The sequence below is a fragment of the Roseateles sp. P5_E11 genome (assembly GCF_054049355.1).
This window is the reverse complement of the sequence record NZ_JBFUMO010000078.1, coordinates 1-16,170: the sequence shown is the minus strand read 5'-3', so window position 1 is coordinate 16,170 and position 16,170 is coordinate 1. Positions and strand designations below refer to the sequence as shown.

Annotated in this window: 13 protein-coding genes; 11 read left to right on the top strand and 2 right to left on the bottom strand. The window is 68.7% G+C overall.

All coding sequences use genetic code 11. From position 1 onward, the window contains the following. The first annotated feature begins 99 nt into the window (after window positions 1-99). The 5 genes from ACXJKR_RS08800 to ACXJKR_RS08780 all read left to right on the top strand — a co-directional run bounded on the left by ACXJKR_RS08800 (window position 100) and on the right by ACXJKR_RS08780 (window position 3,416). On the top strand, window positions 100-795 hold the full coding sequence (locus ACXJKR_RS08800) for a Fe2+-dependent dioxygenase (RefSeq protein WP_457322460.1): 696 nt from the start codon (window positions 100-102) through the stop codon (window positions 793-795). Then, complete coding sequence (locus ACXJKR_RS08795) at window positions 792-1,910, top strand: alpha-hydroxy acid oxidase (RefSeq protein WP_457322458.1); 1,119 nt, start codon at window positions 792-794, stop codon at window positions 1,908-1,910. Before ACXJKR_RS08800 ends, ACXJKR_RS08795 begins: the two co-directional genes overlap by 4 nt. Before the next feature lie 10 nt (window positions 1,911-1,920). Then, window positions 1,921-2,205 (top strand): PepSY domain-containing protein, encoded by a 285-nt coding sequence (locus ACXJKR_RS08790; RefSeq protein ID WP_056191418.1) that lies wholly within the window; start codon window positions 1,921-1,923, stop codon window positions 2,203-2,205. A 6-nt stretch (window positions 2,206-2,211) separates the two neighbouring features. Then, a complete protein-coding gene (locus ACXJKR_RS08785; protein WP_457322456.1) occupies window positions 2,212-2,757 on the top strand; it encodes a cytochrome b/b6 domain-containing protein in 546 nt (181 codons plus the stop codon). A 221-nt stretch (window positions 2,758-2,978) separates the two neighbouring features. Then, window positions 2,979-3,416 carry an SWIB/MDM2 domain-containing protein gene (locus ACXJKR_RS08780; protein ID WP_056191416.1) on the top strand — a complete coding sequence of 146 codons (438 nt, stop codon included), beginning with the start codon at window positions 2,979-2,981 and terminating at the stop codon, window positions 3,414-3,416. A 117-nt stretch (window positions 3,417-3,533) separates the two neighbouring features. Here the strand turns inward: ACXJKR_RS08780 and ACXJKR_RS08775 are convergent, their stop codons facing one another. Then, complete coding sequence (locus ACXJKR_RS08775; protein ID WP_457322454.1) at window positions 3,534-3,923, bottom strand: response regulator; 390 nt, start codon at window positions 3,921-3,923, stop codon at window positions 3,534-3,536. 217 nt (window positions 3,924-4,140) lie between these two features. On the opposite strand from ACXJKR_RS08775, the gene ACXJKR_RS08770 reads away from it, so the two are divergent. After that, window positions 4,141-4,953: an MHFG family PEP-CTERM protein gene (locus tag ACXJKR_RS08770; RefSeq protein ID WP_457322452.1), complete on the top strand. Its 813-nt coding sequence runs from the start codon at window positions 4,141-4,143 to the stop codon at window positions 4,951-4,953. On the opposite strand, the gene uvrA is transcribed toward ACXJKR_RS08770, so the two are convergent. Next, entirely contained in the window at window positions 4,954-7,857 is a 2,904-nt protein-coding gene (uvrA, locus tag ACXJKR_RS08765; RefSeq protein WP_457322450.1) for an excinuclease ABC subunit UvrA, read from the bottom strand. Window positions 7,858-7,928: 71 nt separating this feature from the next. On the opposite strand from uvrA, the gene ACXJKR_RS08760 reads away from it, so the two are divergent. From ACXJKR_RS08760 to ACXJKR_RS08740, 5 genes are all read left to right on the top strand, one after another. Next, the gene (locus tag ACXJKR_RS08760) at window positions 7,929-9,914 is read left to right on the top strand and encodes an alpha/beta hydrolase family protein (RefSeq protein WP_457322448.1); all 1,986 of its coding nucleotides are present in this window, start codon (window positions 7,929-7,931) and stop codon (window positions 9,912-9,914) included. Between the two features lie 137 nt (window positions 9,915-10,051). Then, the gene (locus ACXJKR_RS08755) at window positions 10,052-10,276 is read left to right on the top strand and encodes a hypothetical protein (RefSeq protein WP_056191405.1); all 225 of its coding nucleotides are present in this window, start codon (window positions 10,052-10,054) and stop codon (window positions 10,274-10,276) included. Between the two features lie 151 nt (window positions 10,277-10,427). Then, the gene (locus ACXJKR_RS08750) at window positions 10,428-11,678 is read left to right on the top strand and encodes a hypothetical protein (RefSeq protein WP_056191403.1); all 1,251 of its coding nucleotides are present in this window, start codon (window positions 10,428-10,430) and stop codon (window positions 11,676-11,678) included. 96 nt (window positions 11,679-11,774) lie between these two features. Next, window positions 11,775-14,735: an ATP-binding protein gene (locus tag ACXJKR_RS08745; RefSeq protein WP_457322446.1), complete on the top strand. Its 2,961-nt coding sequence runs from the start codon at window positions 11,775-11,777 to the stop codon at window positions 14,733-14,735. A gap of 281 nt (window positions 14,736-15,016) precedes the next feature. Next, on the top strand, window positions 15,017-16,170 hold a 1,154-nt coding region (locus ACXJKR_RS08740), incomplete at its 3' end, for a polysaccharide lyase family 1 protein (RefSeq protein WP_457322444.1).

Sequence of the window (16,170 nt, the reverse complement as noted above, 5' to 3'; positions counted from 1 at the left end):
CCCTCTACACGGGCCACTACATCCCGGGCAAGGGCCGCGTCGTCGCGCTGACGGGCACCTACAAGTTCTAACCTCCTCCCAAAAGGCCCGCGCCACGCCATGCTGCTGAAGATCCCCCAGATCCTCGACGCTGCCGGCGTGGCCCGGGCCCGCGAACTGCTGGCCATCGCTCCGTGGGCCGATGGCCGCAGCACTGCCGGCCGCCAGGCCGCGCAGGTCAAGAACAACGAACAGCTGCAGCCCCTGAGCGAGAAAGATCGCGAACAGCACCGCGAGCTGCAGGCGCTGGTGTTGCAGGCGCTGGAGAAGCACCCGCTGTTCTTCTCCGCCACGCTCCCGAAGCGCGTGCTGCCGCCGCTGTTCAACCGATACGCCGGGGCGAGCAACGCCTACGGCAGCCATGTCGACCAGGCCGTGCGCTATCTGCCAGGTGGCGCGCAGCGCGTGCGCACCGACATCTCCTGCACCCTGTTCCTGAGCGAGGTCACCGACTACGACGGTGGTGAGCTCGTCATCGCCGACACCTTCGGCGAGCAGCGCGTCAAGCTCGCCGCCGGCGACCTCGTCGTCTATCCCGGCAGCAGCGTGCACCGCGTCGAACCCGTCACGCGCGGCGAGCGGCTGGCCAGCTTTTTCTGGATCGAGAGCATGGTGCGCTCGGACGATCAGCGCCGCCTGCTTTACGAGATGGACATGAGCCTGATGAAGCTGCGCGGTGAACTGGGCGAGACGGACGAGCTGGTGCAGCTGACCGGCACTTATCACAACCTCTTGCGCATGTGGGCGGACACGTGACAGCGCCCCGCATCGAATCGCTGCCGGATGGCCTGGCCAATCTGGCCGACTTCGAAGCGCCCGCCCAGACCCGCGTCGATGCCAAGGCCTGGGCCTATCTGAACGGCGGTGCCGCCGACGAGATCACGCTGCGCGCCAACCGCGCGGCCTGGGACGCCATCAAGCTGCAGCCCCGCGTGCTGCGCGACCTCTCCGGCGGCCACACGCGCGTGACGCTGCTCGGCCGCGAGCTGCGCCACCCCATCCTGCTGGCGCCCATCGCCTACCAGCGCCTTTTTCATGCCGACGGCGAGCTGGCCATCGCCCATGCCGCCGCCGCCCAGCAGGCCGGCCTCATCCTCAGCGCCCAGGCCAGCGTGACGATGGAAGATGTCGCCGCACCGATGCTGGCCGACCGGAGTGCCGGCCCGCTGTGGTTCCAGCTCTACTGGCGTGACGACCGCGACTTCATGCGTGCGCTGCTCCAGCGCATCGAAGCCACCGGCTACCAGGCCCTGGTGCTCACCGTTGATGCACCCGTGCACGGCGCGCGCGACCGTGAGCGCCGCATCGGCTTCAAGCTGCCCGATGACATCCGCGCGGTGAACCTCGGCGGCGTCAAGAAGCCGCTGAACCTGCAGCCCGGCCAGAGCGCGCTCTTCGACGGCCTGATGCCGCGCGCCGCCACCTGGCGTGAGATCGACTGGCTGCGCGCCGAGAGCCGGCTGCCGCTGCTGCTCAAGGGCGTCACGCACACCGACGATGCGCGTGAAGCCCTGGCCCGCGGCGTGACCGGCTTCATCGTCTCCAACCACGGCGGCCGCACGCTGGACACGCTGCCGCCCACCGCCGAACTGCTGCCACCGCTGCGGGCCGCCCTCGGGCCCGACGTGCCGCTGCTCGTCGACGGCGGCATCCGCCGCGGCACCGATGTGCTCAAGGCCATGGCCCTGGGTGCCAACGCCGTGCTGCTCGGCCGCCCCTACGTTCATGCCCTCGCCGCCAGCGGTGCGCTGGGCGTGGCGCATGCGCTGCGCCTGCTGCGCGACGAACTCGAGATCGCCATGGCGCTCTCCGGCTGCAAGACTCTCGCCGACGCCGGCCCGGCGCTGCTCTGGCCAGGCAACTCCCGTTGAAAGGCTCACCATGAAATTCCTCGCCTCCCTTCTCCTCGCTTTCACCGCCTCCGCCGCCTTCGCTCACGGCAACGTCTCCTGCCCCGCCGTGCCCAAGGAAGAGAAGAAGCCGCAGATGGAACTCCAGAAAAAACTCGAAGGCGAAGGCTGGAAGGTCCGCAAGGTCCAGAACTACAACGGCTGCTACGAGGTTTACGGCTTCGATGGCGCCGGCAAGAAGGCCGAGGCCTTCTTCAATCCCAAGACCTTCGAGCGCGTCTATCCGGAAGGCGAGCAGCCCGCCGAGAAGAAGTAGATCAGCATGCGCGTGCGCGTCTGGGACGGCCTTGTGCGCCTGCTGCACTGGACGCTGGCGGCCGCCGTCGCGACCGCGTGGATCAGCGGGCACTGGCCGCCCAGCCACTTCGACGCCTGGCACCACACTGCCGGCTATGTCGCGGGCGCGGCCGTGATGCTGCGGCTGGCCTGGGGCTTCGTTGGCCATGGCTACGCGCGCCTCGCCCAGTTCGTGCGCCGGCCGCGCACGGTGCTGGCCTATGCCCGCGCGATGCGCGCCGGGCGCGAGCGGCGCTACGTCGGCCATAACCCGCTGGGCGGATGGATGGTGCTGGCGCTGTGGTCCACGGCCGCCTTGCTGACGCTCAGTGGCTGGCTCTACACGACCGACTGGCTGTGGGGCTACGAGTGGCTGTCGGACCTGCACGCGGCGCTCGCCTGGCTCGTCGCGACCCTCGTGGTCGGCCATCTCGGCGGCGTCCTTTTGACGAGTTGGCGGCATCGCGAGAACCTCGTTGGCGCCATGTTCAGCGGCATGAAGCGCGCGCCCGGCAGCGACGACATCGCCTGACTGCAAGGCCCGTGAAGGCCCAAGTGATGCGGCCTAGCGACAAGCAGGGCCTCAAAGGCCCGATTTCATGGGCCTTTGCGGGTCATCCCCTCTATGAAAGCCTTCTCTTCCCCTAGGGAGCGCAGTACCATCGCCGCCGCAGGGTGCTAGAGAGTATTGAAGGCTTACGCGGCCTTCACCCGGACCCGGCACATCAACAACCTTTGATGGAGTGAATCGACATGGCAACTGCGAAGAAGGCCGCGCCCGCGAAGAAGGCGGCGGCACCGGCTAAGAAGGCCGCACCGGCGAAGAAGGCAGCAGCGCCCGCAAAGGCGCCTGCAGCAAAGAAGGCAGCTCCGGCCAAAAAAGCCGCGGCACCTGCGAAGAAGGCAGCTCCGGCCAAAAAAGCCGCAGCACCCGCCAAGAAGCGCACGCCCAACGCCGCCTTCATGAAGGCCCTCACCCCCAGCGCCGCTCTTGCGGCCATCGTCGGCGCAGCTCCCCTGCCGCGCACCGATGTGACCAAGAAGGTCTGGGAATACATCAAGAAGAACAAGCTGCAGGATGAGCTGCAGAAGCGTGTCATCAACGCCGACGCCAAGCTGAAGGAAATCTTCGGCAAGGCCAAGGCCGACATGTTCGAGATGACCAAGCTGATCAACAGCCACCTGAAGTGAAGCGGCGCCGCGCAAGCGGCCTCGTCAACACAAGCCCGGTTCTACCGGGCTTTTTTTCGTCCATATCAGCTGACCGTGGCACAGCGGGTTCACTGCTATTGCAGCGGCGGGCCGACCCTAGCCCAGCAGCTTGTGCAACCCGGCCTGCAACACCGGCACGTCGATGGGTTTGAGCCAGTAGTCGTCGAACCCCGCCGCGCGCGCGGCGCGCACGACGGCACCCGGGTTGTCGGCCGAGAGCGCAACCCAGCGAGCGCTCAACGCGGCGGCCAGGCTGGCGTCCGCGGCCACGCGTTCGCGCAACTCCAGGCCGGTCATGTCGGGCAGGTTCATGTCGACCAACACCAGCGCCGGCTGGCATTCGGCCAGGGCCGCCAGGGCCTCGGCGCCTGTCTCGACCATGCGCAGCTCCCAGCCCTGCAGCAGCCGGAACACCTCCTCCATCAGGATCAGGTGGATGCGGTCGTCTTCGACGTAAAGCACCAGCGGCGCGGCGCGGTCTGACATGGGAGGTCGGGGGAGATACAGCGGCAGGCACGATAGCAGCAATGGCGGGCCCGCCCGGCGCCGCGGTGGCGGCAATCGTTTTCACGGTTTCGCGTGACTTATCTCACTCCGCAGACACCCCCTCTTTGCGGGTCTTCAACGCGTATAAACCCTTGCCTTCCCTAATACTAGGGACATGCGCCCTGGTTCGGGCGCGTCCCTTTTATGGGGCCCTCCGATGTCCTTGATCGCCACCCTCGCCCTTGCCGTTTCCGCCGGCTCCACGCTGCCCCAATGCAGCTGGGACCGCCCCGGCGTCAACCCGTTCATGGGTGACGTGGTCGCGGCTGTCGATCGCTATCAGGACATCCCGGTAGCCACGCGCGAGAAGCTCAAGGCCCGCATGAAGGCGCGCAACTATGACGACATCGCCGTCATCGAGCGCGACGGCATCAAGGGCAAGGCGACCTACGCCCCCGAGATCCGCGACATGCATTTCGGCCCCGGCGCCGTCTGCCGCACCGTGACGCGCAGCAAGTGGACGGCGACGACGCAGGAGCGCGGCCTTGTCTATTGCGAGGACGGCCATTGCATCCTGGTGCCCACCGTCTGCCGCAACGTCAGCCGCATCAAGCGCCTTGGCAAGCCCAGCGCCGTGGCACCGGCCCAGGCCGCCAACGTCGCCTCGTCGACCCGTGAAGGCGAAGACGTCACGCCGCTGGAGTTTGAGGCGCCCGCCGCCGGCCCGATGGCCGCTGCGGCACCCGACAGCTTTGCCACTGCCTCCGGTGTGCCGGCGCTCGGTGGCTCGGCCTCCCAGGGCAGCGGCCTGCTGGCGGGCGGCAGCGCGCCCAGCCCCGCCGGCCCGGGCGGCGGCGGTCCCGGCCTCGTCAATATCGGCATGCCCGGCCTGCCGCCTGGCACGATCCGTCCCGCCGATGGCCCCATCGACCTGCCGAACACGCCGGCCGTGCCCGAGCCCGGCACCTGGGCCATGATCGCCCTGGGCCTGCTCGTCATCATCTTCAGGGCGCGCCAGAGGCGCCGTTGATCAACGCTTGAGCAACGGCGCCAGGTAGCGCCCCGTGTGGCTGGCCTCACAGGCCGCCACGTCCTCAGGCGTGCCCGCCACCAGCAGCGTGCCGCCGCCGGCACCGCCTTCCGGCCCCATGTCGATGAGCCAGTCGGCCGTCTTGATGACGTCCAGGTTGTGCTCGATGACGACGATGGTGTTGCCCGCGTCGCGCAGCTGGTGCAGCACCTTCATCAAGAGGGCGATGTCGGCAAAGTGCAGGCCGGTGGTGGGTTCATCCAGGATGTAGAGGGTGCGGCCGGTGTCGCGCTTGGACAGCTCCAGCGCCAGCTTGACGCGCTGCGCCTCGCCGCCCGACAGCGTCGTCGCGCTCTGGCCCAGCTTCACATAGCCCAGGCCCACGTCCAAGAGCGTCTGCAGCTTGCGCGCCAGCGCCGGCACGGCGTTGAACAGCTCGTAGGCGTCCTCCACCGTCATGTTCAGCACCTGGGTGATGTTCTTGCCCTTGTAGAGCACCTCCAGCGTCTCGCGGTTGTAGCGCCGGCCCTGGCAGACGTCGCAGGGCACGTACACATCCGGCAGGAAGTGCATCTCCACCTTCAGCACGCCGTCGCCCTGGCAGGCCTCGCAGCGGCCGCCGGCCACGTTGAAGCTGAAGCGCCCCGGGCCGTAGCCGCGTTCGCGCGCGGTGTTCATCTCGGCGAACAGCTCGCGGATGGGCGTGAACAGGCCGGTGTAGGTGGCGGGGTTGGAGCGCGGCGTGCGGCCGATGGGTGACTGGTCGACGTTGATGACCTTGTCAAAGGCGTCCAGGCCCTCGATCTCGTCATAGGGCGCCGGGTCGGCGTGGCTGCTGTAGAGCTTCTTGGCGACGGCCGTGTAGAGCGTGTCGTTGACCAGCGTGCTCTTGCCGGAGCCCGACACACCGGTCACACAGGTGAACAGGCCCACCGGGATCTCGACCGTCACGCCCTTGAGGTTGTTGCCGCGCGCATTGACGATGCGCAACCGGGACTCCTGCACGGGCTTGTGCCGCTCGGCGGGCACCTCGATGCGTGCCACGCCGCTGAGGTACTGGCCCGTCAAGGAATTCGGGTTGGCCGCCACCTGATCAGGCGTGCCCTGGGCCATGACCTGGCCGCCATGCACGCCGGCGCCGGGGCCGAGGTCCAACACCCAGTCGGCGGCGCGGATGGCGTCCTCGTCGTGCTCCACCACCAGCACCGAATTGCCCAGGTCGCGCAGCCGCCGCAGCGTCGCGATCAACCGGTCGTTGTCGCGCTGGTGCAGGCCGATGCTGGGCTCGTCCAGCACATACATGACGCCGGTGAGGCCCGAGCCGATCTGGCTGGCCAGGCGGATGCGCTGGGCCTCGCCGCCGGACAGCGTCTCGGCGCTGCGGTCCAGGCTCAGGTAGTTCAGGCCGACGTCGTTGAGGAAACGCAGCCGCGACGCGATCTCGCGAATGACCTTGTCGCCGATCTCGGCCTTGTTGCCCTTGAGCTTGAGCGTCTCGAAATAGTCCAGGCACTCGCGCAGCGTCGAATGCTCGACCTCGAAGATTGGCCGGCCCTTCACGCCCGTCGGCGCATCGGCTGGCTGCAGCACGACATGCCGTGCTTCACGGCGCAGCCGCGAACCCTCGCAGGCCGTGCAGGGCTTGGCAGCCATGTAGCGCGCCAGATCCTCGCGCACGGCGGCTGAATCGGTCTCCTTGTAGCGCCGCTGCAGGTTGGGCAGGATGCCCTCGAAGGGATGCTGGCGCTTGACCGAGCGCTTCTTGCCCGCGGCCGTCTCGGCCTGGTAGACGAAGCTGATGTCTTCGGTACCCGAGCCGCGCAGCAGCACCTCCTGGGCAGTGGCCGGCAGGCTGTCCCACGGCGCCTCGACGTCGAACTTGTAGTGGGCCGCCACCGACTCCAGCAGCGAGAAGGTGTAGGGGTTGCGCCGGTCCCAGCCCTTCACCGCGCCACTGGCCAGCGACAGCGTCGGGAAGGCGACGACCCGGTCGGCGTCGAAGACGGTGACCTGGCCCAGGCCCTCGCAGCTCGGGCAGGCGCCCACCGGCGAGTTGAAGGAGAACAGCCGCGGCTCCAGCTCCGGCAGCGAATAGGAACAAACCGGGCAGGCGAACTTGCTGGAGAACAGTGTCGTCTGCTCGCTGTCCATGTTCATCACCAGGGCCCGCCCGTCGGCCAGGCGCAGCGCCGCCTCGAAGCTCTCGGCCAGGCGCTGGCGCAGCGAATCCGCCGCGTCATGGCGCAGCTTGATGCGGTCGATGACGACGTCGATGTCGTGCTTCTCGGCCTTCTTCAGCGCCGGGATGTCGGGCGCCTCCACCGTGGCGCCGTCGACGCGAAAGCGCACATAACCCTGGGCCTGCAGGTCGGCGAACAGCTCGACGAACTCGCCCTTGCGGTCGCGCACCACCGGCGCCAGCAGCATCAGCTTGGCCTCGTCCGGCATGGCCAGCACGGCGTCCACCATCTGGCTGACCGACTGCGCCTCCAGCGGCAGGTCGTGGTCGGGGCAGAAGGGCGTGCCGGCGCGGGCATAGAGCAGGCGCAGATAGTCGTGGATCTCGGTGACCGTGCCGACGGTCGAGCGCGGGTTGTGCGACGTTGCCTTCTGTTCGATGGAGATCGCGGGGGACAGGCCCTCGATGATGTCCACGTCGGGCTTGTCCATCAGCTGCAGGAACTGCCGCGCGTAGCTGGACAGGCTCTCGACATAACGCCGCTGGCCCTCGGCATACAGGGTGTCGAAGGCGAGCGACGACTTGCCCGACCCGGACAGCCCCGTGATGACCACCAGCGCATGGCGCGGCAGGTCGACGTCGATGTTCTTCAGGTTGTGCGTGCGCGCACCGCGCACGCGGATGAATCGGGATTCAGGAGGCGCGGGCAAATCCGGGAGGGCCATGGCAGTTTTCACAAGCGAACCGGACATGATAGGCCGCCACAATCTGGCGCGTCCAAACCACGCTACCGCACATGAAGTACCGCCTCGCCGCTGCCCTGCTTGCAGCCGCCACCGCGCTGGGTGCCAGCACGGGCGTCAGTGCCGCAGAGCCGCCGTCCGCCGCCGCCTTCTTCAAACGCGCGGCGGTGCGCGCGCCCAAGCTCAGCCCCAGCGGCCGCTATCTCGCCATTCAGGCCGCCGGCAAGGGTGACCGCATCTGGCTGGCCGTGCTGGACCTGCAGACCATGCAGCCGCCCAAATTCATCGCCGGCTTCAATGACGCTGACATCTCGACCCACCATTGGATCAGCGAGGACAGGCTGGTGTTCGACGTGTCCGACTCTCCGGACGGCACCACGCGCGTCAACGGCCAGGGCCTGTGGGCGGTCGACCGGGAAGGCGCCAACCTCCGCCAGCTGATCAAGACCGACAAGCCCTTCGTCACCACGGCGACGCTGATCAACGATCGGCGGCTGGACTTCAACTGGGTGCTGCACAGCGTGCCGCCGGGGCTGGACGGCGGCGAGGTCATCGTCCTGCGCCGGCCTTGGTCGAACGAACGCGAGGCCACGGGCGTGCAACTGGCGCGGCTGGACACCCGCACCGGGCTCACGCGCACGCTCAGCGCGGGCATGCCCGACCACACCAGGAATTGGCTGCTCGACTGGCGCGGCGAACCCCGCGTCATCGACACCGAGCACCAGGGCCGCAGCCAGCTGTTCAGCCGCGACGATGCGGGCCGCTGGCAGCCCTGGTACGACGACGACCCCCACGCGCGTAAGCACCCGTGGCCGATCTGGGCCGGGCCGGACGGCCTGATGCTGGGCGAGCGCGGCTACGGCGGCTATGACGCCGTCTTCCGCGTCGACCCCAAGACCGGCAACGCGGACGGGGAACCGCTGATCTCCACGCCCGGCTACGACTTCGAAGGCCGACTCATCACCGAGCCCGGTACAGGCCGGCTGCTGGGCGTGCGCTTTGAAACCGACGCGCCCGGCACCGTGTGGCTGGACAAGGCGATGAAGGCCGCCCAAGCCGACATCGACGCTCGCCTGCCTGGCAGCGTCAACCTGATCGAATGCCTGCGCTGCGTGCAAGCCAGCCACTTCATCGTCACCTCGCTGTCCGACGTGCGCCCGCCGCTGTACTACCTATACGAGACGGCCGAGAAGCAGCTGCAGTCGCTGGCCGGCACCCGCACCGACCTGCCGGCCGCCGCCATGGGACAGCGCGACTACCACCGTATCAAGGCCCGCGACGGCCTGGAGCTGCCGGTGCTGGTCACGCAGCCGGCCGGCGGCGTCAAGGGCGCCACGCCTACCGTCGTGCTGGTGCATGGCGGGCCTTATGTCCGCGGCACCCACTGGTCATGGTCACCCTATGCCCAGTTCCTCGCCAGCCGCGGCTACCTCGTGCTGGAACCGGAATTCCGCGGCAGCACCGGCTACGGCTTCAAGCACTTCAAGGCCGGCTGGAAGCAATGGGGCCTGGCCATGCAGGACGACCTCGCCGACACCCTGGCCTGGGCCGTGAAACAGGGCTGGGCCGACCCCAAGCGCGCCTGCATCATGGGCGCCAGCTATGGCGGCTACGCCGCCATGATGGCCGCCGTCACGCAGCAGGACCTGTTCAAGTGCGCCGTCAACTGGGTGGGCGTGACCGACATCGGCCTGCTGAGCAGCATCAGCTGGAGCGACATGTCCGACGAGTGGAAGGATTACGGCATGAAGCGCCTCGTGGCCGACCCGGACAGCGACGCCGAGCAGATGCGCAAGACCTCGCCGCTGGCGCGCGCCAGCGAGATCCGCATGCCGCTGCTGATGGCCTACGGCGGCGAGGACCGGCGCGTGCCGCTGAAGCACGGCACCGAGATGAAGGCCGCGCTGCGCGCCGACCAGCCGCTGGAATGGGTGGTCTACCCCGACGAAGGCCACGGCTGGTTCAACCTGAAGACCAACGAAGACTTCTGGGGGCGCGTCGAGCGCTTCCTGGCCAAGAACCTGGCGGCGAAGAACTAGCGGTTTGTCGCGGCCGCATGCAGCTCGCGGCCCGCGTCTGGCGATTCATCGCAGCGCCATGGCGGCGCCCGTGTCCAGTGACGAAACTGCTTCCATCGACACAGCAAACCCGCTGAACGAAACCCCAAGGAAGCATCATGAAAGCCACCGTCCTGATCCAAGCCGCCGCCGTCGCCGCCTTCGTGTTCACCGCCTTCGCCGCCAGCGCCGCCCCCCAAGAAGTCACCAAGCTGCCCCGCGTCGTCATCACCGGCAAGGCCACGCAGGAAGTCGCCCAACTGCCGCGCGTCGTCATCACCGGCTACGCCGTGCGTGAAGTCGCCCAGCTGCCGCGCGTGACCATCACCGGACACCGCGTCTGAGTCCCACATGAGGATTCAAATGACCCAGGAACACCGAGCCGAGTCGYCGGCGCAGCAGGCCGACGGCCCAGGCTGTGCCGACGACTCGGCTTGGCGTGAAAAAATCACGCGTCTGTGAAAGACAATCCAGGCTTCTGATTGGAGCCTGCTTGTGAAAGAAGAGCTGCGCAAACGCCGGTCCTGGCTGGATGGCTTCATGGCTTATCCAGCACCGGCCGGCCTGAGCGAAACCGCACTGCGCGAGAACATCATCCTGCTCGACCAGGCGCTCTACACGCTGTGGGGCCTGGGCGACAACCTGATCTACGCCTGGACACCCGAGCCGCGCGGCCTGCGCGTGCTGGTCGCGCCGCACCAGATGCTGACCGAGTACACGCTGGGTGACGGCACCTCGCCGCTGACCGAGGTGACGCGGCGCACGCGGCTGCTGGACAACCTGCTGTCCAACCAGGAGCACCTCGAAAAGCAGGCCTTCGACAGCGTGGCCGCCGCGCTGAGTGTGGTGCCCAAGCTCATCGAGCTGCCCTTCAACCCCGAGCGGGGCCTGGGCCTGCCGCTGATCGCGGCCATCGCGGCGCGCTACGGCATCCGCCTCGTCGAGGACCGCGCCGTCATCCTGTTCGACGCGGTCGGCTTCTCGCTGCTGACGCCGCTGCAGCAGGTGGTGCAGCTCAACAGCCTGTCCTGCTCGGTCAACGCGGCCTACGCCAAGTTGCTGGACCGCGAGATCAACATCAACTTCGCCCGTACGACGACCGGCGACGGTTTCTACATCTGGAACCGCATGCGTGGCGTCGAGGCCAATGTCGAGCTGTACCAGCTGATGCAGTTCATCCTCGCCGACAACGCGCTGGCGCTCGAGCGCGCGACGCGCCCCGAGTCGGTGCCCAAGCTGCGCGCGTGCTTCCACGTCGGCTCGCACTACGAGTTCTACCAATCCGAAGGCCTCAACCCCACGTCCTTCAGCTATTTGGTCGGCCAGGTCACGATCGAGCTCGCCCGCATGATCGAGCGCGCCGAACCGGGCCAGATCCTGGTCGGCAAATTCAACACGCTGATGCACGACGAGGTCAACGGCGAGGACGTGCACATCGACAGCCTGGACTTCGTCGAGCGCACGCGGGCGCCGCTGCGCAGCCTCAATGGCCTGAAGCTCGCCGGCTCCGAGGTCGACGAGATCGCCTGCTACCTGACCGGCCGGCGCGACTCGACCGGGCTTTGGGGCATCAGCGAATACCACATGGCCGACAAGCACGGCTTGATCCACCGCGTCTACAACGCCAAGATCAACATCCATCGCCGCAACGGCGAGCCCATCTACCTCGGCCTGCGCGAGGAAGACCTGCCTCCCGACGCGCCGCGCACCGTGGCGGACACGGATTTCGTGCCGCTGCAAGGTTGACGACGGTCAGCAGGCGACAAGAGCTAGAGCAGAGCCCCCAGAACGGCCTGTTCATGCGGTCAGCCCCGAAGCGCAACGGCTAGGATGACCAGCGCCGTGACCGAGTCCTCCGCGCCCTTCGCTGCCCCCCCTGCGCCTGTCGGCCAGCGCCGACTGCTAACCCTGCTGTTCGCCGACCTCAGCGGCTCCACCGCCATGGCCGAGTGGATGGAGGCCGAGCACTATGCGGCGATGCTCGGGGGCTTGCGCGCGCTGTACGAGCGCATCGTGCCCCACCACGGCGGCGTCATCGCCCGCATCCAGGGCGACGGCATGCTGGCCGTCTTCGGCCACCCCGACGTGCGCGAGGACGATGGCCGCCGCGCCACCGAGGCCGCGCTGGAACTGCACGCCGCCGTGCGCGAGTTGCTGCCGCCCGGCCCCCGCCCCGCCGACTTCCCCGGCCTGGCCCTGCACAGCGGCATCCACGCCGGCATCGTCCTCGTCAACGACGGCGACCAGATGCGTGGCCGCTTCGAGCTGCTCGGCAACGCACCCAATATCGCGGCCCGCCTGTCCGAGGCCGCCAAGCGTGACGAGATCATCGCCAGCGAAGAGAGCCTGGGCCTGCAGAGCCAGTTTTTCGACACCGGCCCGCGCTTCTCGCTGCAGCTGAGGGGCCGTGCGACGCCGCTGGCCGCCTACCGTGTGTTCGGCCGCGCACCGGTGGGCCGGCGCTTCGAGGCCAGCATGCGCCGCGGCCTCGCCCCCTTCGTCGGCCGCGGCGGCGAGCTGGCAACCCTGGAGGCCACGCTCGCGCGCGCGCTGCAGGGCGGCACGCTGTGGCTGGGCATCCGCGCCGGCGCGKGCGTGGGCAAGACCCGGCTCACCGAGGAATTCCTGCGCCACGCCCAGGACCAGGCCGTCCAGATCCACCGCGGCTATTGCGAGAGCTACCTCAGCGCCGAGCCGCTGCAGCCCTTTTTGCAGATGCTGCGCGCCATGGACATGCATGACGGCGGCCTGCACGACGCACCGCCCGAACTCTTCGCCGCCCAGCACAGCCAACCCGGCCAGCGCGCCGACGCCCTGCTGACCCTGCTGCTCGCGCTGGCGCGGCGCATGCCCCAGCTCGTCTTCATCGACGACCTGCAATGGGCCGACGACGCATCACTGCGCCTGCTGCATCGGCTGCGCGCCGCTGCCGATCGTGAGCGCCTGCCGCTGCTGCTGCTGACCGCCAGCCGACCGCAGCCCGCCTTGCCGGGGGCCAACGACGGCGATGCCGACCTCATCGAGTTGCCGCCGCTGACCGAGACCGAGGCCGCTCGCGCCGTGCAGCAGCTGCTGCCGCAGATCGACCCCTTCATCGCCGCCGAGGTGCAGCGCCACGCCGGCGGCAATCCCCTCTTCATCGAGGAGCTCTGCCACGCCGCGGCCGACACGGGTGAAGGCCTGGTCGCCGGGCCGAGCAGCTCGGCCTGGCTGGCCGCCCTCGTCGAATCCCGCGTCGGCCGCCTGCCGCCCGAGCAGGCGCAGCTGGTGCGCGTGGCGGCCGTCATCGGCAATGTCATCCCGTCCTGGCTGCTGCAGGCGTTGTCCGGCTGCGGGGAGCAGCACCCCGCCGTGCAGGCTTTGGCGGCCCAGGACTTCATCTTCCCGGACCAACGCCCCGGTCATCTGCGCTTCAAGCACGGCATCACGCGCGACGTCGTCTACGAGGCCACCGGCCTGCACCAACGCCAGGCCCTGCACCGGCGCATCAGCGTCGAACTGGCAGAACACGGTGGCCAGGACCTGCACGAACAGCTGGCCTATCACGACGCCGCCGCCAACGACTGGCCCGCCGCCGCCCACCACGCCGAAGCGGCCGGTGACCAGGCCCTGGCCGCCTCGGCGCTGGACCGGGCCAAGAAGCAGTTCCGCGCCGCCCTGGCCGCGCTGGAGTTTCTTCCCGACGGTGCGGAGCGCCGGCGCCGCTGGGTTGGCATCGCCCAGCGCCTGGGCATGGCCTGCGTCTTCGACGCCTCCCAGGACGACCTGCGCGTGCTCCGGCATGCCGCCACCCTGGCCAAGGCCGAAGCCGAGCCCGGCCTCATCGCCCGCACCGAATACTGGCTTTCCTATGTCGGCTACGCCCTGGGTGAGACGCGCGACAGCCTGCGCCATGCGCGCGCCGCCGTCGAGACGGCCCAGGACTGCGGCGACCATGCGCTGCTCGCGCAGCTGCCCGGCACCGTCGGCCAGCTGCAGGCCGCCGCGGCCGACTACGCCAACGCCCTGCCCATGCTGGACCTGGCCATCGCCCGCCAGCGGGCGCGCGCCCGCAAGAGCGCGGTCAACCAGATCGGCCTGTCCTTCTCGCTGTGCTGCCGCGCCTATGTGCTGGCCGACCAGGGCCATTTCGACCAGGCCCACGAGATCTTTGCCGAGGCCCTGACGCCCTTCGATGGCAGCGGCCATGCGGTCGAGGCCAGCATCCAGGGCTGGCGCGCCGCCGTGCTGCTGTGGCAGGGCCGCTGGGCCGAGGCGCGCGAGGCCGCCCTCGTTGCCCACCGCGTCGGCGCCCAGGTGCGCAGCATGTTCACCTGCGCCATGGGCCACGCGGCCGGCGCGTATGGCGCCTGGATGCAAGAGGCCGACCCGACCGCGCGCCAGCACATCCTGGACGCCACCGCCTGGCTGGCGCCGCGCGGCGGCGGCCTGTACAGCAGCTTCCAGCACGGCTGGCTGGCCGACATCCTGGCCACCCAGGGCGACGCCGGCGCGGCCCGCCACCACGTCGCGCTGGCCCTCAAGCGCGGCCGCCAGCATGACTGGATTGGCGGCGCCATGGCCTACCGCGCCGCCGCCCGGCTGGCCGCGCGCATGGGGGACAGCGAGCGGGCCAAACGCTATCTCGGTCTGGCCCGCGGCGCTGGCGAGCAGCGCAACTCGGCGCATGAAGCCGCCGTCACGGCGCTGCTGGAAGCCGAGCTGCGGCTGGACGACCGCTGGCAGACCGCACGGGACCGCGCCGGGCGGGAGTTCGAACGTCTGGGCATGAGCGGCTTCCTGGAGCGAGCCCTCCAGCTCTGAGCGCCGCAAAGTCGCACTCATCGGCTACGTGAAACCACGTATCCATAAAAACAGAACGCTGTTTCATAGTTGCCTCGCGATGCGCGGCGATGCCGCACCGACCTGACGTCGCCGCGCCCCAGCGCGCGGATCGACCGGTAGTGACCTGACGTCGGCACCGGTTTTCTTCTCCCTTGCCCCGACAGCCTTCGTGGCGGCCGCTCCTCGGCCCCGACGACGGCCCGCTGCGCGCATCCGGACGGAAACCGCGCGCCCACACAACGACCGGAGACAAACAACCCATGATCACGAAGAAACTCACGCCCCCGCCCCTGCCCGTCATCCGCACCGCCGGCACGGCCATGTCGCTGCTGCTGGCCGCCACGGCCGCCCACGCGGTGGACTGGCCCTCGGGCTATTCCAAATGCGCCGACGAAGGCGAGACCTGCAAGGTCGGCACCAGCACGCGCGCCGTGTCCTACGGCATCAAGGACAAATGGGTCATCAAGAACCTCAAGGGCGACATCGCCTGCACGACGGCGACCTTCGGCTCCGACCCCAACCCCGGCATCACAAAGAAATGCGCCATCGGCCCGGTGGCATCGCCGGCGCCAACACCTGCTCCAACCCCCGCACCAACACCGGCGCCTACACCTGCTCCCACGCCGGCCCCTTCACCCGCACCGACGCCAGCACCCGCTCCGGCCGGCAGCAGTGACGGCTATGCCGGCACCGTGACCGGAGGTGGAACCAAGACGGCGGTGACGGTCAGCACCGCCGCGGCGATGCAGGCCGCCCTCAATGCCTATGACGGCAGCTCCGGCCTGGTGCTGCGCTACACCGGTACGTTCGACTTCGGCACCATCCCCGATGCCTGCACGCAGTGGCAGAAGCCGGCCGGCGCCATCGTCGAGATCAAGAACAAGAACAACGTGACCATCGAAGGCGCCAACGGCTCGACGGCCAACTTCGGCCTGGCCATCAAGGCGGCGGCGCAGAACATCATCATCCGCAACATGACGATCGGCCTGCTACCCGGCTCCATCGACGCCATCGGCATTGAAGGCCAGAGCGGCGGCATCCCCGGCTACATCTGGATCGACCACAACACCCTGTTCAGCAGCCTGAAGGAATGCAGCGGCGCTGGTGACCTGGAGTTCGACGGCCTCGTCGACAACAAGGCGGGCGCCCACCACATCACCTACTCGTACAACCACATCCACGACCACCACAAGGTCGGCCTGATCGGCTCCAGCGACAGCGACGCGAGCGACCGCTTCATCACGTTCCACCACAACTACTACAAGGATGTGGGCTCGCGCCTGCCGCTGCAGCGCGCCGGCTATACCCATCTTTACAACAACCTGTACAGCGGCCTGCTGACCTCGGGCGCCAACATCCGCATGGGCGGCTACTCGCTGATCGAGGGCAACTGGTTCGAGAACTCGCAGAACCC